The organism is Pseudaminobacter soli (ex Li et al. 2025) (genome assembly GCF_003012705.1).
Taxonomy (GTDB): domain Bacteria; phylum Pseudomonadota; class Alphaproteobacteria; order Rhizobiales; family Rhizobiaceae; genus Pseudaminobacter; species Pseudaminobacter soli.
This window is the reverse complement of the sequence record NZ_PXYL01000011.1, coordinates 49,160-70,128: the sequence shown is the minus strand read 5'-3', so window position 1 is coordinate 70,128 and position 20,969 is coordinate 49,160. Positions and strand designations below refer to the sequence as shown.

The window sequence follows — 20,969 nt, the reverse complement described above, 5'->3', positions numbered from 1 at the left end:
ATGGTGATTTCGCGACGCAATCTGATCCGCCTGATGGGCCTGACGGTTGCAACGATGCCTGCGGCGCGTGCCCTCGCGGCCGCGTCCGGCAAGGTTCGGGTCGGCGTCCTGAAATTCGGCACGGTCAGCTGGGAGCTGGATACGATCAAGCATCATGGCCTCGATGCCCAAAACGGCATTGACCTCGAAGTCGTAAACTTCGCCGGCGAAGACGCCACCAATGTCGCGATGCTCGCCGGAAACATCGATCTCATCGTGGCCGATTGGCTCTGGGTCTCGCGCCAGCGTTCCTCGGGCGATGACGTGACGCTGGTGCCCTATTCGACGGCGGTCGGCGCGATCATGGTCAAGGATGGCTCGCCCATTCGGGCAGCCACCGATCTGGTCGACAGGAAGATCGGCGTCGCCGGCGGCCCGCTCGACAAGAGCTGGCTGCTGCTGCAGGCGATGTTCCGCCGCGACCACGACATCGACCTGCCGGCCCGCAACGAAATCGTCTTCGGCGCGCCCCCGCTGATGTCCGAAAAGGCCGTGCAGGGCGAGCTCGATGCGGTTCTGAACTACTGGCACTTCTGCGCCCGGCTCGAGGCCAACGGCTTCCGCCGGCTCGTCGGCGCGAGCGATGCCGCCAAGGCGCTCGGCGCGACGGGTCCGGTCGCCGCGATCGGCTACGTCTTCCACGACAAATGGGCGCGTGAAAACCCGCGGGCCATCGCCGGCTTCGTCAAGGCATCGGCCGCCGCCAAGACGCTTCTGGCCACCTCCGACGAGGAATGGCTGCGCCTTGCGCCGCTGATCAGGGCCGAGGGCGCGGAGCTGGAAAAACTCCGCGACCGCTACCGCGAGGGCATTCCGAACCGGCCGATCGCCGAGGAGCAGGCGGACGCAGCAAGGCTCTATCGCGTGCTCGCCGAAATCGGCGGCGAAAAACTGGTCGGCAGCGCCAAGGAAATGGCGCCAGGCACCTTCTGGCCGGGGCCCGCGACATGAACCTCGAGCACCACGACCGGGCCCGCGATATCGAACCATTGACCGAGGCACAGCCCCGTCGGCGCTCATTTTCCTCGATCGCGCCGGCGCTTACCGTCATCGTTTCGCTCGCCGGGCTTTATCTGCTGTGGAGCGTCGCCGCTTCGCTCTGGCCAAGCCGCGCCTTCCCGCACCCGGACCAGGTCTGGGTGGTGCTGGTCCAGGACACGCTCAACGGGGAGCTGCCCTACAATCTTGCCATCACGCTTGCCCGTGTCTTTGCCGCCTTCGTGGTGGCGATGGTGATCGGTTCGGTGATCGGCATCCTGCTTGGCATCTACAATCGCGCCGACCAGTTCTTCAATCCCTGGGTCGTCCTGTTCCTCAACATCCCGGCGCTGGTCATCATCGTGCTCGCCTATATCTGGTTCGGGCTGAACGAGGTGGCGGCCATCGGCGCGGTCGCGGTCAACAAGATCCCCAATGTCGTGGTAACGATGCGCGAGGGCGCCCGCGCGCTCGATCCGCGCTATGCCGAAATGGCCAAGGTCTACCGCTTCAGCGCCTTCGACCGGCTGCGGCACATCCTGCTGCCGCAGTTGCAGCCCTACTTCGCCGCCTCGGCCCGCACCGGCATCGCGCTCATATGGAAGATCGTGCTGGTGGTCGAGCTGCTCGGCCGCTCCAACGGCGTCGGTTTCCAGATCCATCTCTATTTCCAGCTTTTCGACGTCGCCGCGATCCTCGCCTACACGCTGGCCTTCGTGGCGATCATGCTTTTCATCGAACTCCTTCTGGTGCAGCCCTTTGAACGATATGCAACCCGTTGGCGCCGCCGCGCCGCTTAGAGTGGACATCGCCGAAAAGACCTTCCGCTCGTCGGAGGGCGTCTCGGTGACGGCGTTGAAGAACCTGGCCTTCGAGGTGCGGCAGGGCGAATTCGCCTGTCTGGTCGGGCCATCCGGCTGCGGCAAGACGACGACGCTGCGCATCCTCCTGGGGCTCGACACCGATTTTTCGGGTTCGTTCCAGATGCCGGCAAGCGACGACGGCCGCATCGCCGCCGTGTTCCAGGAACCGACGCTGCTGCCCTGGCGCACCGTCGAGCAGAATGTGCGGCTGGCACTGCCGAAAGCCATGCGGCACACCGATCTCACCCGGCTGTTCGACAGCCTCGGCCTGTCGCAGATGCGCGAGCTCTACCCGTCGGAACTTTCGCTCGGCCTTGCCCGCCGCGTGGCGCTGGCCCGTGCCTTTGCCGTCGAGCCTACCGTGCTGTTCCTCGACGAGCCCTTCGTCTCGCTCGACGATCAGACGGCCGAGCGGCTGCGCTACCTCGTACTTTCGGTCTGGTCGGCCCGCCCCACCACAGCGCTGATGGTCACCCACAACGTCCGCGAAGCGCTGATGCTGTCCGACCGCATCATCCTGCTTTCCGCCCGCCCGGCCCATGTACTGGGCTATTTCGACATCCGCATTCCGCGTGAGAGCCGCAATCCGCAAGTGATGAGCGATCTCGCGCGCTCCTTCCGCCAGAAATTCCCGGGCGTCATGCAAGCGGAGATGGGCTATCCATGACGATCCTGCTCGGCAGACGGCATGTCATTCAAGGCTTCGCCTGCATTGGCGTCACGGCCGCGATGCTGCCCTGCTGCGGCGGATACTGGATGCGGGCGTCAGCCGCCGCACGCGACTTCTCTCTGGGCGAAATCGCCGACGGCATATATGCCTTCGCCGGCGTCTATGAGCTGATGGCGCCTGCCAATCAGGGCGCCATCTGCAATCTCGGCCTTATCGTCGGCAACGATGCCGTTGCCCTGATCGACAGCGGCGGCAGCATCAAGGAGGGACAAGAGTTCCTTGCCGCCGTGCGCTGGATCACCGCCAAGCCGATCCGCTACCTGATCAACACCCACATGCATCCGGACCACATCTTCGGCAACGCGGTGTTCCGGGAGGCCGGCGCAACCATCGTTGGCCACCACAACCTGCCGCGCGCGCTGGAGGCGCGTGGCAGCTATTATCTGCAAAGCTATCGCGAGCAGCTCGGCGACGAGCTGATGAAAGGCATCGAGATCATACCGCCGACAGTGCTGGTGGACGACCGGCTGGAACTCGACCTCGGCGGCCGCAGCCTCGAATTGCGCGCGTGGAAGCCCGCCCATACCGACAACGACCTGACGGTCTTCGATAAGGCCACGCGAACGCTGTTTGCCGGCGACCTCGTCTTCATGAGTCATCTTCCGACGCTCGACGGCTCGCTGCTGGGGTGGATGCGGCAGATGAGCGAGCTGGCGGCGGTCGATGCCGCGCGCGTGGTGCCGGGCCACGGCCCCGCCTCGGCTGGCTGGCCCGACGCGCTGCAGCCGGAACAGCACTATTTCGAGCTGCTGGCCGCCGATCTGAGGAAGTCGATCGCTGCCGGCGTGCCGCTCAGCGAGGCAGTGAAGACGGCCGGGCAAAGCGCGCGTGACGGCTGGTCGCTCTTCGACGAATTCAACGGGCGCAACGCTACGGCGGGCTATGCGGAACTCGAATGGGAATGAGGCGCAAAGCAACGGGAAGTTTGCCAAGGCAAGGCCACGGGACTATCATCCGAGGCAGCCTGGGCACCACCTGTGACATTCCGGTGGAGGAGGCACACATGTCAGATTCATCCCACATCGTTCGGCGCACCACGCTTCGCAATACGGCGGCGGCGCTGCTCCTAGCAGTTGCCGCGATAGGCGGGTTCGCCTCTCTCACCCGCGCCGAGACCGCCGACGCTCCCTCCAACGAGACCTGGAACAGTCTCAAGACCGATGTCTTCGCCAACCGGCCGATCAAGGACAACGAAGGGCTGATCAGCATCGAGGCGCCCAGGCGGGCGCAGGATGCGGCACTCGTGCCCGTCGATATCCGCATCGATCCGGCCAAGGCTCCAAATGGGGTCAAGGCCATCACGCTCATCATCGACGTGAACCCCTCGCCCGTGGCGGCGACCTTCAAGTTCGGCGACAATTCGGGCGTGACCCATTTTTCGACCCGCGTTCGCGTCAACGATTATTCCTTCGTGCGGGCAATCGCGGAGACGCAGGACGGTCAGCTCTATATGACGGAAACCTTCGTCAAGGCTTCGGGCGGGTGCTCTGCGCCGGCGGTGAAGAACCAGGACGAGGCCAAGGCCACCATGGGCCAGATGAAGCTGCGCCAGTTCGCGGCGAAGGACTCGATCGACGGCCGGTCGCCTGAGTTGCAGCTGATGATCCGGCATCCCAACAATTCCGGCCTGCAGCGCGACCCGCAGACGCAGCTTTTCATCCCGCCGCACTTCATCCACGAATTGTCGGTGATGCAGGGCGACCGGAAGATCTTCAGCATGGAAAGCGGGATTTCGATCTCCGAGGACCCGAATTTCCGCTTCAACTACCATCCTGATGGCAAGAACCCGATAAGGGTCGAGGCCACCGACACCGACGGCAACAAGTTCCAGGATCAGTGGCCGCTCGAAACCGCCAAGCTGTAGGTCTCACGGGCTACAAATCTCAGAAGCAGCGGACATCCGCCTCCGCCTGGGCCCTGCGCAGTTCGGCGGCCGCTGCCTTGGCGGGCGCGCTTTCCTTGAACAGGCTGGTGTTGGGGCCTGTGGTCTGCGACATGCGCCTGAAGGTTTCGGCCGTTACGTAATCGTCATAGGAGACGATCGAGGCGATGACGTCGATGGAGCAGGAGCACCGCTCCAGCATCTCATGCGTTTGGCCATTGGAGCCCATGCAGCCGATCACGTAATCGGCCCGGGCCGAGGTTGGATAGTCGTTCGCGGCGCGTGATGGACAGCCGCTCGCAACGAGCAAACCGGCGGCCAGGACAATCGGCAGTCTCGAAAACATCTTCAGCTCCTCCGATGGCACTCCAGGGCAAAAGTCAGCCACTTCGGCAAGCGTGGCGCTGCAAGCCAAGATTGTCCAGTTGGCCGTTCGCCGCCGGCCATTTCAACCTGTCATATAGGACCAAAGGAGGATGCACGCTGGTGGTCGCGAAGGCGCCTCAGGAGCGCGTTTCAGTCCCAACTCGCGCTTGTTCTCGCCACAATTCGCGCGACGATAAAAATCACGGAACTGCTGCTTGCTTCAGTTTTCGAAAATAGCTCGTAAGGAAACTCAACAATCCATGAGATAAAGCCAAATAATACTAATATATCTCAAAAATAAATTATGCGCCATATCTGCATAAATAGATATGAAAGCAAAAATCGATCTATCTAAGTTTCATAAAGCTTAGAAAGCACCGAAAATTACATACCATATCGCATATCGATGATATGCTGCATTGCAACGAGTTTTATACTGCACCGCAACAAGTAATGGACCCTTTATGCTTGCCTTGCCTAGGGTAATGACATAGCCTTTCGATGTTTCCGGCTTCAAGGGCGTCACCGTCATTAGGGAGCGGCGACAGTCTTTCGTAGGCCGAGTGAGGTGGGCGGTAACGGTGCCCTCTGCTCATCTGGCTTAGGTCGTGACACGCTGCCGGAAATACTTCCCCGCTATATGGATAGCTTGATGCCCGTGTGGGCGAAACGGCTCAATCCTGATGTGAACCCCGGGAGGATTGCAATGCGTGTACTCAAGAAAGCCGCCTGCCTTCCACTGGCCGTAGCGCTGCTCACCGGCGCATCGGTTTACGGAGCGTGGGCGAATGATGACTTGGAAAAGCTTGCTGCTAACCCGTCCAACTGGGCAATGCCCACGGGCGACTATGCCAATACCCGATATTCGAAGCTGAAACAGATCACCGCCGAAAATGTGAAGAACCTCCAGCCCAAGTGGATGTTCTCGACCGGCGTGCTGCGCGGTCATGAAGGCGGACCGTTGATCATCGGCGACGTGATGTATGTGACGACCCCGTTCCCGAACATCGTCTACGCGCTCGATCTCAACCATGACGGCAAGATACTTTGGAAGTACGAGCCCAAGCAGGACCCGAACGTCATTCCCATCATGTGCTGCGACACGGTCAACCGCGGCGTGGCCTATGGTGATGGCAAGATCATCCTGAACCAGGCCGACACCACCATTACCGCGCTCGACGCCAAGACCGGCCAGGTCGCCTGGCAGGCCAAGAACGGTGAATCGACCAGCGGCGCCAAGGGCGAATCCGGAACCAACGCACCCATGGTCGTGAAGGACAAGGTGATCGTCGGCATCTCCGGCGGCGAATTCGGCGTCCGCAGCCATGTGACCGCCTACAATCTGAAGGATGGTTCGCTGGCCTGGCGCGCCTATTCGATGGGACCCGACTCCGATACGCTGGTCGACGAAAAGACCACGCAGCTCGGCAAGCCGGTTGGGCCGGACTCCAGCCTGAAAACCTGGGAAGGCGAGCAGTGGAAGACCGGCGGCGGCGGAACCTGGGGATGGTTCTCCTATGATCCGAAGCTGAACCTCATCTACTACGGCAGTGGCAACCCCTCGACCTGGAACCCCGTGCAACGGCCCGGCGACAATCGCTGGTCGATGACCATCTTCGCCCGCGATGCCGACACCGGCGTGGCCAAGTGGGTCTATCAGATGACCCCTCACGACGAGTGGGACTATGACGGCGTCAACGAGATGATCCTCGTCGACAACATGGAGGTCAACGGCAAGAAGCACGACGTTCTGGTGCACTTCGACCGTAACGGCTTCGCCTATACGCTCGACCGCAAGGACGGCTCGCTTCTGGTTGCGAAGAAGTACGATCCGGCCGTGAACTGGGCGACCGAGGTCAACATGGACCCCAAGAGCGACCAGTATGGACGCCCGCAGGTCGTGGCCAAATACTCGACCCAGCAGAATGGCGAAGACACCAACACGACCGGCATCTGCCCGGCGGCCCTTGGTACCAAGGACCAGCAGCCGGCAGCCTACTCGCCGAAGGATGGCCTGTTCTTCGTGCCGACCAACCATGTCTGCATGGACTATGAGCCCTATCGCGTGAGCTACACCGCCGGCCAGCCCTTCGTGGGCGCCACCGTGTCGATGTATCCCGCACCGGGTGGCAACGACATGGGTGCCTTCATCGCCTGGGATGCAGCCAAGGGCAAGATCGTCTGGTCGAAGCCCGAGCTGTTCTCGGTGTGGTCGGGTGCTCTGGCAACTGCCGGCGACGTGGTCTTCTACGGCACGCTCGAAGGCTACCTGAAGGCTGTCGATAAGAACGGCAAGGAACTCTACAAGTTCAAGACGCCGTCCGGCATCATCGGCAACATCACCACCTTCGAGCATAAGGGCAAGCAGTACATCGCCGTTTACTCCGGCGTCGGCGGTTGGGCCGGCATCGGGCTGGCCGGCGGCCTGCTGCAGCCGAAAAATGCCGCCGCATGGCATGGCGCGGTCGACCAGGGTCGCAAGCAGGGCAACGAATCCGAGAGCGTCGGCACAGCCGGCCTCGGCGCGGTTGGTGGCTATGCGGGTCTTGCCGACTACACGACGCTCGGCGGTCAGCTGACCGTGTTTGGTCTGCCGGACTGATCGGCTTGGAAGACGCAGTCAATGTCGTCCTTCGGGACGCAAGATGAAAGAGCGGGGGCCCGGAACGCATCGTCGATCCGCTCCGGGCCCTCGTTGTTGCAGTTCAAACCCCAAGCCAAGTCGCAATCGTTCCGTCTCGAGGCCGTTTTGGTTGCGGCGCGTCAAGACATGAGGTCCTGAATGTTTGTTCGCATTATACTCTCGGCCATGGCTATCTCCTTCCTGCCGGTGGCGAGCGCCGCGCTGGCCGACGACGCGGAAAAGGCCAAGGCCGTTTCCCAGCAAGACGGCAAGTATCTCGACGCAGACGGAAACCCCACCTTCAAGATCCAGCCCGACGGAACCGTCGACTGGTACACGTTCAGCGGCTTTCGCCGCTTCAACTCCGATTGCTATGTTTGCCACGGGCCTGACGGCGTTGGCTCGACCTATGCGCCCGCCCTGGCCGATTCCCTGAAGACCATGGATTATCCGACCTTCCTGTCGATCGTCGCCGAGGGCCGCAAGAACCTGAGCGCCGGCAATGAGAAGGTCATGCCCGCGTTCGGCGATAACAAGAACGTCTACTGCTACATGGATGACATTTACGTCTATCTGCGCGCCCGGGCCGTCGGCGACCTGCCGCGTGGCCGTCCTGAGAAGCACGAGCAGAAGTCCCAGGCGGCCAAGGATTACGAAAACCAGTGCATGGGTGGGACGTGATGACGAACCACATACATGGAAAGCTCCTCAACGTCCTGGCGACCCTTGCGCTGACCGTCGCCCTGCCCGCTTCGGCGCTGTCCCAAGGTGCCGGGCTAGGCGCGGCCGGCGAGTTGGTCGATCCCGACGTGCTGCGCGTCTGCGCCGATCCCTCGAACCTCCCGTTCAGCAACCAGACCGGCGAGGGTTTCGAGAACAAGCTGGCCGAGATGGTGGCTACCAAGCTCGGGCGCAAATCGGTGCGTTACACCTGGTATCCGATGGTCACCGGCTTCGTACGCAACACGCTCGGCGCCAATCGCTGCGACGTCATCATGGGTTTCGCCCAGGGTGACGACCTGGTGCAGAACACCAACCCCTATTACCGATCGACCTACGCGCTGGTCTATAAGAAGGGCGGCGGCCTCGACGGTGTCGAGACGATCGAGGATCCGAAGCTGGTCGGCAAGAAGATCGGCGTCGTCGGCGGCACGCCGCCGGCCGCCAACATGGCCGAGGCCAAGCTGCTGAAGACCGCCAAAGCCTATCCGCTGATGATCGACTCCCGCATCTCCCCCTCCATGGGCGAGGTGATGGTCAAGGACCTGCTCGACGGCGCCATTGACGTTGCGATCATCTGGGGGCCGATGGCCGGCTACTACGCCCACAAGGCCAATGCCGATCTCGCCGTGGTGCCGCTGGTCAAGGAGAAGACCGGCTCACGCATGACCTATCGCATCACCATGGGCGTTCGCCCCTCCGACCAGGAGTGGAAGCGCACACTGAATAAGTTCATCCAGGAAAACCAGGGCGACATCAACAAGCTGCTGCTGGAATACAACGTGCCCCTGCTCGACGAGCAGGACAATCTGATCACGCAATAGCAACAGGAGTTGGAAGACGGCCGGCAGGCAGCCGGTCGGGTTTGGAACAACATGCCGGAGAGACGATGAAGCGAAAGGAGATGATGGTGCTGCTCGTCGCGGGCATTCTCGGTTCGACTGAGGTCACAGCCTTCGCCGGCGGCGCGCCGGAGCCCTCCGGCTATCGCATGGACGACTATCGCGCGCCGACACCGGACACGTTGCAGGGTGCGCGCGTGGTGACGACGGATGAGGCCGAGGCGCTGTGGCGCGACAAGAAGGCGGTGTTCCTCGATGTCATGCCGGGCACGCCCAAGCCCCCTAACCTTCCCGCCGGCACTATCTGGCGCGACAAGATTAGGAAGGACATCCCCGGCAGCATCTGGCTCGCCAATGTCGGCTACGGAGAGCTCAACCAGAAACAGGAGGATTTTTTTCAAGATTCTTTGATCAAATACACTGGCAATGACCGGTCGCGCACCATACTTTTTTACTGCATGACCGATTGCTGGATGTCGTGGAACGCGGCCAGGCGCGCCCTCGGGTGGGGCTACACATCGGTCCTCTGGTATCCTCTCGGCGCAGACGGCTGGGAGAAGGCTGGCCTACCGCTCGAGGAAAAGCGACCGCTATTCGCTCCATGACACGGGTTTTCGAAGGGTCGGCTTTTCATAGGCGACCAAGCCTTTGTTTTAATTGTTGTTTCATGACGGTCCCTTTCATTTGTCCATTTGGCGATGGACGAGCCATTGCAAACGGTGCCACCGCAATGGCTGACAGGTGAGACCCGGCTTTCCCCGGAGGCCGGCCAAGAGGAGAAGATCATGAAGAAGAACTGGACCAAGCCAAGCATGTGCCAGGTCGCCGCGGGCATGGAGATATCGCGGTATCTGCCGGCTGAGATCACTCCCAAGAAGTAAGCCGCGGGAGGCGCGTGCTTGTCAGCCAGTGAGCACGCGCCCGAAGCGCTTGCCGCGCCATTTCGATCGATTTTGGGCTGCTTCCGCAGCACACGGAGGTTGTGGGCTCGAAAACCCTTGCAACGGATTTTGCGATGCGCGTGAAAATCGTCGGGTCGGCGGCGGGCGGCGGTTTCCCGCAGTGGAACTGCAATTACTACCTGAGCCGTGCAGCGCGCGCGGGGACCATAGGCGTCTGGCCGCGCACGCAGTCCAGCCTTGCAGTGTCGGCCGATGGCCAAGGCTGGGTGCTCTTCAATGCATCCCCCGACATCCGCCAGCAGATTGCCAACACGCCCGAACTGCAGCCGCAGCCCGAAGATGGCCCGCGCAACACCCCGATCCGCGCCGTGGTACTGACCAATGCCGATGTCGATCATATTGCGGGCCTGCTCAGCCTGCGCGAGCGCCAGCCCTTCGCGATCTATGCCACCGAGCGCGTGCTCTCCACCTTGCAGGCAAATTCCATCTTCAACGTGCTCGACCCCGCCATTGTGCCGCGGCGGCAGCTTACGGAAGGCGAGGAGATCGAGCTGACTGACGCCGAAGACCGCCAGATCGGCATTCGCATCCTGCCGTTTTCGGTTCCGGGTAAGGTCGCGCTCTATCTTGAGAACGCGACGCGGCCCGACGAGAACTTCAGCTCCGACAGCGGCGACACGATCGCCGTGCGCATCGCCGGGGACGACGACAGCGGGGTTGCCTTCTACATTCCCGGATGCGCGCGCATTGATCCCGGCCTGCGCGAGCGCCTGGCTGGCGCCGACTGCCTGTTCTTCGACGGCACGCTCTACACGGACAACGAGATGGTGCTTGCCCGCGTCGGCCCCAAGACCGGTCAGCGCATGGGCCACCTTGCCATGTCGGGGCGCGACGGTTCGATCAGTCAACTCGCCGACGTGCCGATTGGCCGCCGCATCTTTGTGCATATCAACAACACCAACCCGGTGCTCGACGAAAGCTCGGCAGAACACGAGACGGTCCGCGCCGCAGGTTGGGAGATCGGCCATGACGGGATGGAGATCGAGCTGTGACCGACTTTCACGAGGCGGCCAAGGGGGGCCTGACGTCAGCACAGCTCGAAGAAGTGTTGCGCCAGGTCGGCGCCGAGCGCTACCACAACCGCCACCCCTTCCATCACCAGATGACGGCCGGCGCCTTGACCAAGGGGCAGATGCAGGCCTGGGCGCTCAACCGCTACTGCTATCAAGCCGTGATCCCGCGCAAGGATGCCACCATCATCGCCCGCGCTGAAGACCCCGCCTTCCGCGCCGAGTGGCGCAAGCGTGTCGAGGATCATGATGGCGACGACGGCTGGAACGGCGGCATCGCCAAATGGCTTAAGCTCGCCACCGGGCTCGGCCTCCACGCCGAAATGGTCAAGGGCGAGCGCTTCGCGCTTCCGGCCACGCGCTTTGCCGTCGGCGCCTATCTGTCCTTCTGCGCCAGCCGTTCTCTGCTCGAGGCCGTCGCCTCCTCCCTGACCGAGCTCTTTTCGCCGGTCATCATCGGCGAGCGTGTACCGGCGATCCTCGCCAAATACGACTACGTGACCAGGGACACGCTGGCCTATTTCGAGAAGCGCCCGGAGCAGGCTTCGCGCGACTCCAATTTCGCGCTGGCCTATGTGCTGAGCCACGCCGACACGCCCGAGCGCCAGCAGGCCGCCATCGATGCGCTGGTCTTCAAATGCGACGTGCTGTGGGCCATGCTCGATGCGCTGATGCACGCCTATGGCGAGCCCGGCCACATACCGCCGGGCGCCTTCCAGCCGGAGGCAAGGTGATGATCGCGCTGCGCGAAAGGAGTATCATATCGCCCGACGCAACCCCGTCGCTGCCAGGCCATGTCCGCATCCAGTACGATCCGGTACGACAGGCCTGGGCGGTGCTCTCGCCCGAAAAGGTGTTCTGGCCGAACGAAGTCAGCCTCGACATCCTGCGCCATTGCGACGGGCAGACCACGGTTGCCGGCATCATATCGGCGCTGGCGCTGGAATATGATGCCGCCGAGGAAGACGTCGCCGCCGACGTCACCGCCTTCCTCCAGGAGTGGACCGACAAGCTGCTGGTGAAAACATGAGCGAAGCCACCCTCTTCCCGCCAATCGGCATGCTGGCCGAGCTGACGCATCGCTGCCCGCTGCAGTGCCCCTATTGTTCAAATCCGGTAGAGCTTCTGAAGGGAAACCGCGAGCTGGACACGCAGACCTGGGCGCAGCTGTTCCGTCAGGCGGCCGATCTCGGCGTGCTGCAGGTGCATCTTTCGGGCGGCGAGCCGACCGTGCGCCGCGACCTGGAAGAGCTGGTCGACGGCCTCGCCATGCGCGGCGTCTACTCCAATCTCATCACCGCCGGCGTCAATATCACCGAAGACCGCATCCGCGCGCTGGCCGAAGCGGGACTCGACCATGTGCAGCTCAGCATCCAGGGCGCCCGCCCCGCCACCACCGCGCTCATCAGCCATATGCACTCGGCTTATGAGCAGAAACTGGACACGGCCCGGCGCGTGCGCGCCGCCGGCCTGCCGCTGACCATCAACGCGCCTATCCATCGCCACAATATCGAGGAAGTGCCGGAGTTCATCGAGCTTGCGCTCTCGCTCGGCGCAGAGCGGCTCGAGATCGCCAATGTGCAATATTCCGGCTGGGCGCTGGTCAATCGCGACGCGCTGATGCCGAGCCGCGAGGCCGTCGAAAAGCAGATGGAGATCGTGGCGGCGGCGCAGGAGCGGCTGCGCGGCATCATGAACATCGATTTCGTCACGCCCGACTATTTCGCGACCTACCCGAAACCCTGCATGGGCGGCTGGGCGCGCGACGCCTTCATGGTCGCGCCCGACGGCACGGTCCTGCCCTGCCACGCCGCGCAGACCATCCGCACGCTCACCTTCGAGCGTTTCGGCGAGCGCACACTGCGCGAGATCTGGACCGACTCGCCCGGCTTCAATGCCTTCCGCGGCACCGACTGGATGCAGGAACCCTGCCGCAGCTGCGACAGGCGCGAGATCGACTGGGGCGGTTGCCGTTGCCAGGCCATGGCGATCGCCGGCGATGCCGCCGCCACCGACCCGGCCTGCATCAAGTCACCCATCCATGCACGCATGGGCATGCTGGTGGCAGACGCCCAGGCCGCCGCGAAGACGGACAAGGGCACCGAGTTCATCTATCGCCGCATCGCGCAGGTGCGGGAGCCGGTGTAAGTCCGGCCTACACCAAAAACGGATTGCTGCGGCGTTCGTCGCCGAAACGGCCGCCCGGCCCGTGGCCGCAGATGAAGCCGATGTCGTCGCCCAGCGGCAGGAGCTTTTCCTTGATCGAGCGGATCAGCGCCGCGTGGTCGCCGCCCGGCAGGTCGGTGCGGCCGATCGAGCCCTGGAACAGCACATCGCCGACATGAGCGAATTTGGCATCGCGATTGTAGTAGACGACATGGCCCGGCGCGTGGCCCGGGCAGTGCAGCACCTCGAACTTGTGGTCGCCGAAGGACACCACCTCGCCCTCGGTCAGGAAGCGGTCGGGCACGCAGTTGCGCAGCGTCCCTGCCGGCAGGCCGAAACGCTGCGCCGAGTTCTCGATGTTGTCGAGCAGCACGCGGTCGTCCTCATGGGGGCCGATAATGTCGACGCCCAGCGCTTCCTTCAGTTGCATGGCGCCGCCGGCATGATCGAGATGGCCGTGCGTCAGCCAGATGGCGGTGACCTTGATGCCATTGGCCTCGATGGCGGCAAGGATGTGCTCGACATCGCCGCCCGGATCGACCACCACGCCGATCTTGTCGTCGGCGTCGAACAGGATCGTGCAATTCTGCTGGAAGGGCGTGACCGGCACGATCCCTGCATTGAGCTGGCCCATGATGTTCCTTTCGGTTGTTCTGGGCACATTTAGGCACGATTGCCCGCAAGGTCCATGCGAGGTGCGGTAAACGCTGTGGCCAACGAAAATGGGCGGCCGAAGCCGCCCATTGTCGAAATCCACATTGAAGCAGCTCAGTTGCTCATGCGCTTTTTTTCATCGTACCCATGACCGCGCCGACGATTGCCGTCAGCACACCACCGCCGACAAGGCCGCCGATGCCGTCGCCGAGAGCACCCGACATGGCGCTTGCGACATTCGGATCACTGAGAAGGCGGGTGAGTATCTGACCGCCGGCCACGCCGCCGATCGCACCCGAGATAATCTTGACAGCCGCACTCATCGCCGCCTGCTTGAGCGCGGCTCCGACGCCGAGACCACCAATGGCGCCGGTTACAAGTTGAATGATGATAGGGAGAAGCGTTTCCATATTACTATCCCTCCAACAGTAAGACGACTCGCGAGAGCCGATATCAGCATGAGACGCCTAATTTCATGAAAGTCAAATAGTTGAGTTTCAAATAGAAACGGGCGGCTTCTAGCCGCCCGCTTCAGGCTCATCTGTTTTGCAGAGAAGGTTATTTTACTCGGCAGCAACCGCGTGCTTGGGCTGCACGGCAGCCGCATAATCCTCGAGCATCGACTTGCACATTGCGCCGGGCTGGAAACGATGCGGCCCGATCTCGGCCACCGGCGTCACCTCGGCCGCGCTGCCGGTCAGGAAGCACTCCTCGAAGCTATCCAGTTCCTCCGGCATGATGGCGCGCTCGGCCACTTCGATGCCGCGCGCCCGCGCCAGCTCGATCACCGTCTTGCGCGTGATGCCGTTCAGGAAGCAGTCAGCCTTCGGCGTATGCAGCCTGCCTTCCTTGGCGAAGAAGATGTTGGCGCCGGTGGCTTCCGCCACCTGCCCGCGCCAGTCGAGCATCATGGCGTCGGAATAGCCCTTGGCCTCGGCCGCATGCTTGGAGATGGTACAGATCATGTAAAGGCCCGAGGCCTTGGCATGCGAGGGCGCGGTGCGCGGATCGGGGCGGCGATATTCGGCAAGGTCGAGCCGGATGCCCTTCAGCTTCTGCTCCGGGCTGAAATAGCTTGGCCACTGCCAGATCGCGATGGCGCAGTTGATGCGGTTGTTCGGCGCCGAAACGCCGAGCGAGTCGCTGCCGCGCCAGGCGATCGGCCGCACATAAGCATCGCGGAAACCCTGCATTTTCAGAAGCTTGCGGCAGGCGTCGTCAATCTCGGCCACCGAATAGGGAATGCTGAAGCCCATGATGCGCGCCGATTCATGCAAGCGCTCGCTGTGCTCCGTCAGCTTGAAGATCTCGCCGCCATAGGCGCGCTCGCCCTCGAACACCGCGCTCGCATAGTGCAGACCGTGGGTAAGTACGTGAATCTTGGCCTCGGCCCAATTGACGAACTCGCCATTCATCCAGATGAAGCCATCAAGCTGATCGAAGGGAACTGATGCCATAACAACCTCCAGCGGGTCCTGCCCGCGCAAGTTTCACTGTTGGAAATAGGCCAGTCGCTAGAGCAATGGCCGTTGCTCCAGGGCGGCTGGTAGCTTGAAGCGGGGGCCATTATGGGCAACAAGGCAGATTGCACGATATTCCAAGGAACACCGCCCAGGCTTGCCATTTCGTTCGCATTTGACCCCGAAAGCTTGGCAAAAATTACCATCGTCCCTAAATATGTCAACAAGGCTGACATAAATTTTTGAGAGCCCTGCAAGGAACGCCATGACGGATCGCACCGGCACCAACGCCACCCCAATCAAGACCGCCATCACCGGCGAAGACGGCGTCGACCTGTCCATCATCGAACTTCTCTTCTTCGCCTATCGCGATTTCACCTCCGATCCGGACCAGATCCTGGCCGAATACGGCTTCGGCCGCGCCCATCACCGGGTGCTTCACTTCGTCAACCGCATGCCGGGCCTGACGGTAGCCGAATTGCTGGACGTGCTGCAGATCACCAAGCAGAGCCTTGCGCGTGTGCTCAAGCAGCTGATCGACACCGGCCACATCACCCAGGTGCAGGGCGAGTTTGACCGGCGCCAGCGCGAGCTCTATCCCACCGAAAAGGGTCGCTCGCTGGCCCTGGCCCTGGCGCGGCCACAGTCACGCCGCATCCGTGCTGCATTGGGGAGTTCTTCCGCGACCGAACGTGAGGGGATCGAACGGTTTCTGAAAGCGATGGTCAATCCCGAATTGAGGGCGCAGATTGACAAGCTGCCCGGAAACGCGTCAGGAAAAGAGCATGGAAACGAATGATATTTCCGACAATCCGACTGTGCCGGACGATGACGCTCCGCACCTGCTGGTTGTCGACGACGATACCCGTATCCGAAATCTTCTTAAGCAGTATCTGAGCGAGAACGGTTTTCGCATCACCGTTGCCGGCAATGCCGCCGAAGCCCGGCGCAAGCTGGCCGGCCTCGATTTCGACCTTCTCATCCTCGACGTCATGATGCCCGGCGAAAACGGCGTCGACCTGACGAAATCCCTGCGTACCGAAAAGCAGGTGCCGATCCTGATGCTGACGGCGCTGTCGGAAACCGACAGCCGTATCGCCGGGCTCGAAGCCGGTGCCGACGATTACCTGCCAAAACCCTTCGACCCGCGCGAACTCATCCTGCGCATCAACAACATCCTGCGCCGCGGCGGCCCGGTGGCCACGCCCAAGGTCGAGCAGCTGGTGTTCGGCCCCTACACCTTCCAGATCGCGCGCCGCGAACTGAAGAAGGCCGGCGAGCCGCTGAAGCTGACCGACCGCGAACAGGAGATCCTGGCGATCTTCGCGGAGCGCGCCGGCGAAACCATTCCGCGCCACGAACTGGTCGGCGGCGATTCCGAGGTTGGCGAACGCACCATCGACGTGCAGATCAACCGGCTCCGCCGCAAGATCGAGCGCGACCCGTCCAATCCGGTCTGGCTGCAGACGGTCCGCGGCATCGGCTACAGGCTGAGCATCGAATAGCTCAACCGCCTGGAGACGCGTTTCGACCGACGGAGAAATGCGCGCATCTGCGGCTTGGAGGTTCCGGTGTCCGGCCTATATAGAGCCTTTCACCCTTGCTCGGATGCGAGGCCGGAGCAACGTGCTTGCAAAACGGGCGCGAAGAAATGAGGCTGCGGGCGTGCGCTGCACGCCGGGCGGCTTTTCATGTTCTTGTGCCCTGCCCTGCCCCGCATGTGGCATAGAGTGTATCTCCGAGTAGCCGCCCACCGGTTGAAAGGCCGCCGGGCGATGGAAGCGCAGATGGCAACGACGGAATTGAACAGCCCCGAAGACGACAGCTTCGCCGCCCGCGCGCGCCGCGCTGCCATTTCCGCGCGCCGCACCTGGCATCGATTCTGGCGGCTGATCTCGCTCTATATGCCCAAGCGCCTCTATCCGCGCTCGCTCATCATCATCATTACGCCGATGATCCTGCTGCAGTCTGTGGTGGCCTTCGTGTTCATGGAGCGCCACTGGCAGACGGTGACGTTGCGCCTGTCTCAGGCGGTGACCCGCGACATCTCCGCCATCATCGACATGATCGAGACCTTCCCGCATGACGACGACTACGCCAACGTCATCCGCATCGCGCAGGATCGGCTGGCGCTGAAGGTCGATATCCTGCCGCCCGACCCGCTGCCACCGCCGGGCCCGAAACCCTTCTTCTCGCTGCTCGACCAGACGCTTTCGTCGGAGATCACCAAGCAGATCAACCGGCCGTTCTGGATCGACACGGTGGGCAACTCCAACATCGTGGAGGTGCGCGTCCAGCTCAAGGACAAGGTGCTGCGCGTCTTCGTGCGCCGCAGCCAGGCCTATGCCTCCAACACGCATATCTTCCTGATCTGGATGGTCGGCACCTCATTGGTGCTGCTGGTCATCGCCATTCCCTTCCTGCGCAACCAGATCCGGCCGATCCTACAGCTCGCCGAGGCGGCAGAAAGCTTCGGCAAGGGGCGCCCCATGCCGCGCGATTTCCGTCCGCGCGGCGCTGAGGAGGTGCGGCGCGCCGGCTTCGCCTTCATCCAGATGCGCGAGCGCATCGAACGCCAGATCGACCAGCGCACGGCGATGTTGACCGGCGTCAGCCACGACCTGCGCACCATCCTCACGCGCTTCCGGCTAACGCTTGCCCTCTCCGGCAAGAAGCCCGACCTCAAAGCGCTGAACCAGGATATCGACGACATGCAGTCGATGCTGGAAGGCTATCTCGAATTCGCGCGCGGCGAGGCCGCGGAGGATCCGGGCCGGTTCGATCTCGAAGCCTTCTTCGAAAAACTCAGTGAGGAGGCCAAGCTGCGCCAGCGCAGCCTGTCGACCTCGCTTGCCGGCGACCGCATCATCCATGTGCGGCCGACTGCCTTCACGCGCCTGCTTTCCAACGTGGTCGGCAATGCCTTCCGCTATGCCGAGGAGGTGCGTGTCACGGCCACCCACACGCGCGGCTCGCTCACCGTGATCGTCGACGACAACGGCCCGGGCATTCCCGAGGAAAAGCGCGAGGAAGTGTTCAAGCCCTTCGTGCGGCTCGACGAGGCCCGCAACCTCGACGCCAGCGGCACCGGGCTCGGCCTTGCCATCGCCCGCGACATCGCGCGCAGCCACGGCGGCGACATCATGCTGGAGCAAAGCCCGCTCGGCGGCCTCCGCGCCATCATCCGGGTGCCGGCCTGACCGGCACCCGGCTTCGCTAAGATGGCTTATGCAGGCGCCGCTGCAGGCTGCTTGCGCCCCTTGAAGAAGCGCATCAACGCAACCGTCAGGGCGACACCCACCACGACGACCCCGAGCGCCAGCAGCGGACGGTAGTAGAACCAGGCGATCGCGATCGTCACCGTGCCGACGATGATGGTGAACAGAAAGGCCGCAAGCCCGGTTCCCAGCCGCGCGATGTCGCCCAGGAACGGGATGACGTCGGCGATCACGCCGATCGGCTCCATGATCATGGCAAAGCCGACCATCAGGACGACCAGCCCGACGGCACGAAGAATCCAGCTCAGAATGTTGTTCTCGCTGACCGCATTCGCGAACATCTTCTCGGCCGAGACCTTGCCGCGCTCCACCAGCAACAACTCGTCGCCCGCCTTGGTCTGGTAGCCTTCGAAACTGTTGCCGTATTGCTTGGCGACCACGCTGATGTCGCCGAGCGGCACCAGCTTGTAGCGGACGCGATAATCGCCCACGGCCGGCTTTTTCGGATCGTTGCCAAGGTAAATGCCGCCATCGGTCAGCGAGAGCTTGGCTGGGCCGGTGTAGGCCGCCTCGATCGCGCCCTGCTGAGCCGACGAGAGCTTCAGCGGCTCTTCTCCGCCAACCTGGTCCAGCACGGCTTCGCCGAGCGCAAAGGCGCCAAGCTGGGCCTCCGACACCTGCGACGTGGCCGACACGATGTCCATCGACGGATTGTCGTGGTCTTGCTGATACTCGAACTTCGAAGAATCGATGGCATTCTCGGACCAGTCGGTCGAATAGGTATAGTGCGTGACGGTGTCTTCGCCGCCGCCGATATTCTTCTTGCTCTCCTGGCTGGTGCTCTCGTGCCACTGGTACATTTCGACCGTGCGCACGAGCCTTATGCCCCTGGCTTCGACGCCGAACTCTTCATCCTCCGGCGTCTCGTCCGTCGTCACCGTGCCGCTGGTATGGACCAGCTTGCCGTCATTGGCCGCGCTGATCGACTCGCTGGAAACCGTCACCACCGCCCCGGCGCCTTCGGCCAGCGAGCGGGCCGTGGTGACCGCGCGCCCCTCGTTCCAGAACAGAAGGACCACCGCGCCGATCACCAGCAGGATGCCTATCAGCGCACCGATCACCGATTGCTTGATGCGCTCGAACCACGACACGGATGTCGTCTTGGTAAAACTGTTGCTCAATTACTGCCCCCGACAGCAAAGGGCAGACTAAGGCCTGCCCGGATACCATTGCCCATCCAGTCCCCCGACCGGAGCCTGATGGGTAGCGCGGCGGCACTTGAGGAAGTGTGAATACAACCAGGATTGAGCGCGCCGCCAAGATGGCGGGCACACTCAAGGCTGCCAGCTATTGGGTTTGCGGACCGGTTGGTCAGCCGGCGATGGCGCTAATACAACCGGCCGCCGTCCGGCACGCGCCGCTCGATGGCGCCGAGAACGACATCTCCATTCTCGTCCGGGAAGCCCATCGTCAGCACTTCCGACATGAACTTGCCGATCTGGCGCGGCGGGAAATTGATCACCGCAAACACCTGCCGACCGATCAGCGTATCGATCGTATAGTGCTTGGTGATCTGCGCCGACGATCTCTTCACGCCGATCTCGGGGCCGAAATCGATCTTGAGCTTGAACGCCGGCTTGCGCGCCTCGGGAAACGGTTCAGCTTCCACGATCGTGCCAGCGCGAATATCGACGCGGTCGAAATCGGCGAAGGTTATCTCGGGCTTTCGCTCGCTATGCGCAGTCATTTCCAAAAAGTCTCAGGCGTTGCCGCGGGTCTCGAACAGGACGCTCGCGAGAGCATCCCTGGCAGAAGTACCCGACCAGACCACGAACTGGAAGGCCTGGAAATAGCATTCGCAGGCTTCGAGCGCCGAGGACAGCAGCACTTCGACCTGCTGGCTGGTCGGCTCGACCCCGCCGGCGAGCAGCAGCGACTGGCGGAACATGATCGCCCCTTCCTGCTCCCAGAGATCGAAATGGCCGAACAGCATCTGTTCGTTGATCAGCGAGAGCAGCCGCATGATCTCGACGGCGCGCGACTCGGGGACCTTGATGTCGAAGGCGCAGGCCAGATGCAGCGCCTCGAAGTCTTCCATCCACGAGAAGGAGACGTGGTAGTCCGTCCAGGTGCCGGTGACGGAGATGGCAATCTCGTCATCGCCGGTACGCTCGAACGACCATTCGTTATTGTGAGCGACCTGTTCGATCACATCCACCGGGTGGATTTCGCGTGCAAATTCCAGTTCGACAAGTTCCATAAAATGCTTCCTGACGTTCTCGGAGCACAACTGAAGGCTCCGCGGGACGGGCACACGCGAACACACTATCTCTAGAAGTTTGGTCGGCAGGAAAGATCAGCACACAGGAACACTAGAACCGGACCCCCACCGCCCGGCGCATGACTCGGTTTCGAATCATGCAACAAATTCAGTGTATTGATGCAGAGTCGCGTTA

General features: G+C 62.5%; 24 protein-coding genes. 17 read left to right on the top strand and 7 right to left on the bottom strand.

The features are described from left to right. From C7I85_RS20135 to C7I85_RS20115, 5 genes are all read left to right on the top strand, one after another. Positions 1-990 carry an ABC transporter substrate-binding protein gene (locus tag C7I85_RS20135; RefSeq protein ID WP_106725812.1) on the top strand — a complete coding sequence of 330 codons (990 nt, stop codon included), beginning with the start codon at positions 1-3 and terminating at the stop codon, positions 988-990. Next, positions 987-1,817 (top strand): ABC transporter permease, encoded by an 831-nt coding sequence (locus tag C7I85_RS20130; RefSeq protein ID WP_106725811.1) that lies wholly within the window; start codon positions 987-989, stop codon positions 1,815-1,817. Before C7I85_RS20135 ends, C7I85_RS20130 begins: the two co-directional genes overlap by 4 nt. Beyond that, entirely contained in the window at positions 1,786-2,547 is a 762-nt protein-coding gene (locus C7I85_RS20125) for an ABC transporter ATP-binding protein (RefSeq protein WP_106725810.1), read from the top strand. The genes C7I85_RS20130 and C7I85_RS20125 overlap by 32 nt, the downstream gene beginning before the upstream one ends. Beyond that, positions 2,544-3,515, top strand: a complete 972-nt coding sequence (locus C7I85_RS20120) for a quinoprotein relay system zinc metallohydrolase 2 (RefSeq protein ID WP_106725809.1) — start codon at positions 2,544-2,546, stop codon at positions 3,513-3,515. Before C7I85_RS20125 ends, C7I85_RS20120 begins: the two co-directional genes overlap by 4 nt. Positions 3,516-3,613: 98 nt before the next feature. Beyond that, positions 3,614-4,474, top strand: coding sequence for a quinoprotein dehydrogenase-associated SoxYZ-like carrier (locus C7I85_RS20115; protein ID WP_106725808.1), 861 nt, complete (start codon positions 3,614-3,616; stop codon positions 4,472-4,474). 19 nt (positions 4,475-4,493) lie between these two features. Here the strand turns inward: C7I85_RS20115 and C7I85_RS20110 are convergent, their stop codons facing one another. After that, positions 4,494-4,838: a hypothetical protein gene (locus C7I85_RS20110; RefSeq protein WP_106725807.1), complete on the bottom strand. Its 345-nt coding sequence runs from the start codon at positions 4,836-4,838 to the stop codon at positions 4,494-4,496. Positions 4,839-5,564: 726 nt separating this feature from the next. On the opposite strand from C7I85_RS20110, the gene C7I85_RS20105 reads away from it, so the two are divergent. The 9 genes from C7I85_RS20105 (at position 5,565) to pqqE (ending at position 13,163) form a co-directional block, all read left to right on the top strand. Continuing rightward, positions 5,565-7,460 (top strand): methanol/ethanol family PQQ-dependent dehydrogenase, encoded by a 1,896-nt coding sequence (locus tag C7I85_RS20105; protein ID WP_106725806.1) that lies wholly within the window; start codon positions 5,565-5,567, stop codon positions 7,458-7,460. Between the two features lie 180 nt (positions 7,461-7,640). Next, complete coding sequence (locus C7I85_RS20100) at positions 7,641-8,162, top strand: c-type cytochrome, methanol metabolism-related (RefSeq protein WP_106725805.1); 522 nt, start codon at positions 7,641-7,643, stop codon at positions 8,160-8,162. Further along, positions 8,162-9,025: a substrate-binding domain-containing protein gene (locus tag C7I85_RS20095; protein WP_106725804.1), complete on the top strand. Its 864-nt coding sequence runs from the start codon at positions 8,162-8,164 to the stop codon at positions 9,023-9,025. The genes C7I85_RS20100 and C7I85_RS20095 overlap by 1 nt, the downstream gene beginning before the upstream one ends. Positions 9,026-9,090: 65 nt before the next feature. After that, entirely contained in the window at positions 9,091-9,648 is a 558-nt protein-coding gene (locus C7I85_RS20090; protein WP_106725803.1) for a PQQ-dependent catabolism-associated CXXCW motif protein, read from the top strand. Positions 9,649-9,828: 180 nt separating this feature from the next. Beyond that, complete coding sequence (locus tag C7I85_RS20085; RefSeq protein WP_106725802.1) at positions 9,829-9,924, top strand: pyrroloquinoline quinone precursor peptide PqqA; 96 nt, start codon at positions 9,829-9,831, stop codon at positions 9,922-9,924. 134 nt (positions 9,925-10,058) lie between these two features. Then, the gene (gene pqqB, locus C7I85_RS20080; protein ID WP_106725801.1) at positions 10,059-10,997 is read left to right on the top strand and encodes a pyrroloquinoline quinone biosynthesis protein PqqB; all 939 of its coding nucleotides are present in this window, start codon (positions 10,059-10,061) and stop codon (positions 10,995-10,997) included. Beyond that, on the top strand, positions 10,994-11,749 hold the full coding sequence (pqqC, locus tag C7I85_RS20075; RefSeq protein ID WP_106725800.1) for a pyrroloquinoline-quinone synthase PqqC: 756 nt from the start codon (positions 10,994-10,996) through the stop codon (positions 11,747-11,749). The genes pqqB and pqqC overlap by 4 nt, the downstream gene beginning before the upstream one ends. Beyond that, positions 11,749-12,045 carry a pyrroloquinoline quinone biosynthesis peptide chaperone PqqD gene (pqqD, locus tag C7I85_RS20070; RefSeq protein WP_106725799.1) on the top strand — a complete coding sequence of 99 codons (297 nt, stop codon included), beginning with the start codon at positions 11,749-11,751 and terminating at the stop codon, positions 12,043-12,045. The genes pqqC and pqqD overlap by 1 nt, the downstream gene beginning before the upstream one ends. After that, the gene (pqqE, locus tag C7I85_RS20065) at positions 12,042-13,163 is read left to right on the top strand and encodes a pyrroloquinoline quinone biosynthesis protein PqqE (protein ID WP_106725798.1); all 1,122 of its coding nucleotides are present in this window, start codon (positions 12,042-12,044) and stop codon (positions 13,161-13,163) included. The genes pqqD and pqqE overlap by 4 nt, the downstream gene beginning before the upstream one ends. Before the next feature lie 7 nt (positions 13,164-13,170). On the opposite strand, the gene C7I85_RS20060 is transcribed toward pqqE, so the two are convergent. The 3 genes from C7I85_RS20060 to C7I85_RS20050 form a co-directional block, all read right to left on the bottom strand. Then, positions 13,171-13,815, bottom strand: a complete 645-nt coding sequence (locus C7I85_RS20060) for an MBL fold metallo-hydrolase (RefSeq protein ID WP_106725797.1) — start codon at positions 13,813-13,815, stop codon at positions 13,171-13,173. Between the two features lie 142 nt (positions 13,816-13,957). Beyond that, positions 13,958-14,245 carry a hypothetical protein gene (locus tag C7I85_RS20055; RefSeq protein WP_106725796.1) on the bottom strand — a complete coding sequence of 96 codons (288 nt, stop codon included), beginning with the start codon at positions 14,243-14,245 and terminating at the stop codon, positions 13,958-13,960. 153 nt (positions 14,246-14,398) lie between these two features. Next, a complete protein-coding gene (locus C7I85_RS20050; RefSeq protein ID WP_106725795.1) occupies positions 14,399-15,292 on the bottom strand; it encodes a branched-chain amino acid aminotransferase in 894 nt (297 codons plus the stop codon). Between the two features lie 268 nt (positions 15,293-15,560). Between C7I85_RS20050 and C7I85_RS20045 the strand changes: the two genes are divergently transcribed. The 3 genes from C7I85_RS20045 to C7I85_RS20035 all read left to right on the top strand — a co-directional run bounded on the left by C7I85_RS20045 (position 15,561) and on the right by C7I85_RS20035 (position 18,495). Beyond that, positions 15,561-16,094, top strand: a complete 534-nt coding sequence (locus C7I85_RS20045) for a MarR family winged helix-turn-helix transcriptional regulator (protein ID WP_106725794.1) — start codon at positions 15,561-15,563, stop codon at positions 16,092-16,094. Further along, positions 16,081-16,800, top strand: a complete 720-nt coding sequence (locus C7I85_RS20040) for a response regulator (protein WP_106725793.1) — start codon at positions 16,081-16,083, stop codon at positions 16,798-16,800. The genes C7I85_RS20045 and C7I85_RS20040 overlap by 14 nt, the downstream gene beginning before the upstream one ends. Positions 16,801-17,199: 399 nt before the next feature. Beyond that, positions 17,200-18,495: an ATP-binding protein gene (locus C7I85_RS20035; protein ID WP_245445026.1), complete on the top strand. Its 1,296-nt coding sequence runs from the start codon at positions 17,200-17,202 to the stop codon at positions 18,493-18,495. Positions 18,496-18,521: 26 nt separating this feature from the next. Here the strand turns inward: C7I85_RS20035 and C7I85_RS20030 are convergent, their stop codons facing one another. The 3 genes from C7I85_RS20030 to C7I85_RS20020 all read right to left on the bottom strand — a co-directional run bounded on the left by C7I85_RS20030 (position 18,522) and on the right by C7I85_RS20020 (position 20,773). After that, positions 18,522-19,694: a TMEM43 family protein gene (locus tag C7I85_RS20030; protein WP_245445019.1), complete on the bottom strand. Its 1,173-nt coding sequence runs from the start codon at positions 19,692-19,694 to the stop codon at positions 18,522-18,524. 206 nt (positions 19,695-19,900) lie between these two features. Further along, positions 19,901-20,260 carry a tRNA-binding protein gene (locus tag C7I85_RS20025; protein WP_106725792.1) on the bottom strand — a complete coding sequence of 120 codons (360 nt, stop codon included), beginning with the start codon at positions 20,258-20,260 and terminating at the stop codon, positions 19,901-19,903. Positions 20,261-20,272: 12 nt separating this feature from the next. Continuing rightward, positions 20,273-20,773 carry a YbjN domain-containing protein gene (locus C7I85_RS20020; protein WP_106725791.1) on the bottom strand — a complete coding sequence of 167 codons (501 nt, stop codon included), beginning with the start codon at positions 20,771-20,773 and terminating at the stop codon, positions 20,273-20,275. Positions 20,774-20,969 lie beyond the last annotated feature (196 nt).

Coding starts and splice junctions, on each gene's coding strand:
- C7I85_RS20135 (WP_106725812.1), top strand. CDS start 1: ATGGTGATTTCGCGACGCAATCTGATCCGCCTGATGGGCCTGACGGTT.
- C7I85_RS20130 (WP_106725811.1), top strand. CDS start 987: ATGAACCTCGAGCACCACGACCGGGCCCGCGATATCGAACCATTGACC.
- C7I85_RS20125 (WP_106725810.1), top strand. CDS start 1,786: ATGCAACCCGTTGGCGCCGCCGCGCCGCTTAGAGTGGACATCGCCGAA.
- C7I85_RS20120 (WP_106725809.1), top strand. CDS start 2,544: ATGACGATCCTGCTCGGCAGACGGCATGTCATTCAAGGCTTCGCCTGC.
- C7I85_RS20115 (WP_106725808.1), top strand. CDS start 3,614: ATGTCAGATTCATCCCACATCGTTCGGCGCACCACGCTTCGCAATACG.
- C7I85_RS20110 (WP_106725807.1), bottom strand. CDS start 4,838: ATGTTTTCGAGACTGCCGATTGTCCTGGCCGCCGGTTTGCTCGTTGCG.
- C7I85_RS20105 (WP_106725806.1), top strand. CDS start 5,565: ATGCGTGTACTCAAGAAAGCCGCCTGCCTTCCACTGGCCGTAGCGCTG.
- C7I85_RS20100 (WP_106725805.1), top strand. CDS start 7,641: ATGTTTGTTCGCATTATACTCTCGGCCATGGCTATCTCCTTCCTGCCG.
- C7I85_RS20095 (WP_106725804.1), top strand. CDS start 8,162: ATGACGAACCACATACATGGAAAGCTCCTCAACGTCCTGGCGACCCTT.
- C7I85_RS20090 (WP_106725803.1), top strand. CDS start 9,091: ATGAAGCGAAAGGAGATGATGGTGCTGCTCGTCGCGGGCATTCTCGGT.
- C7I85_RS20085 (WP_106725802.1), top strand. CDS start 9,829: ATGAAGAAGAACTGGACCAAGCCAAGCATGTGCCAGGTCGCCGCGGGC.
- pqqB (WP_106725801.1), top strand. CDS start 10,059: ATGCGCGTGAAAATCGTCGGGTCGGCGGCGGGCGGCGGTTTCCCGCAG.
- pqqD (WP_106725799.1), top strand. CDS start 11,749: ATGATCGCGCTGCGCGAAAGGAGTATCATATCGCCCGACGCAACCCCG.
- pqqE (WP_106725798.1), top strand. CDS start 12,042: ATGAGCGAAGCCACCCTCTTCCCGCCAATCGGCATGCTGGCCGAGCTG.
- C7I85_RS20060 (WP_106725797.1), bottom strand. CDS start 13,815: ATGGGCCAGCTCAATGCAGGGATCGTGCCGGTCACGCCCTTCCAGCAG.
- C7I85_RS20055 (WP_106725796.1), bottom strand. CDS start 14,245: ATGGAAACGCTTCTCCCTATCATCATTCAACTTGTAACCGGCGCCATT.
- C7I85_RS20050 (WP_106725795.1), bottom strand. CDS start 15,292: ATGGCATCAGTTCCCTTCGATCAGCTTGATGGCTTCATCTGGATGAAT.
- C7I85_RS20045 (WP_106725794.1), top strand. CDS start 15,561: ATGACGGATCGCACCGGCACCAACGCCACCCCAATCAAGACCGCCATC.
- C7I85_RS20040 (WP_106725793.1), top strand. CDS start 16,081: ATGGAAACGAATGATATTTCCGACAATCCGACTGTGCCGGACGATGAC.
- C7I85_RS20035 (WP_245445026.1), top strand. CDS start 17,200: ATGCCCAAGCGCCTCTATCCGCGCTCGCTCATCATCATCATTACGCCG.
- C7I85_RS20025 (WP_106725792.1), bottom strand. CDS start 20,260: ATGACTGCGCATAGCGAGCGAAAGCCCGAGATAACCTTCGCCGATTTC.
- C7I85_RS20020 (WP_106725791.1), bottom strand. CDS start 20,773: ATGGAACTTGTCGAACTGGAATTTGCACGCGAAATCCACCCGGTGGAT.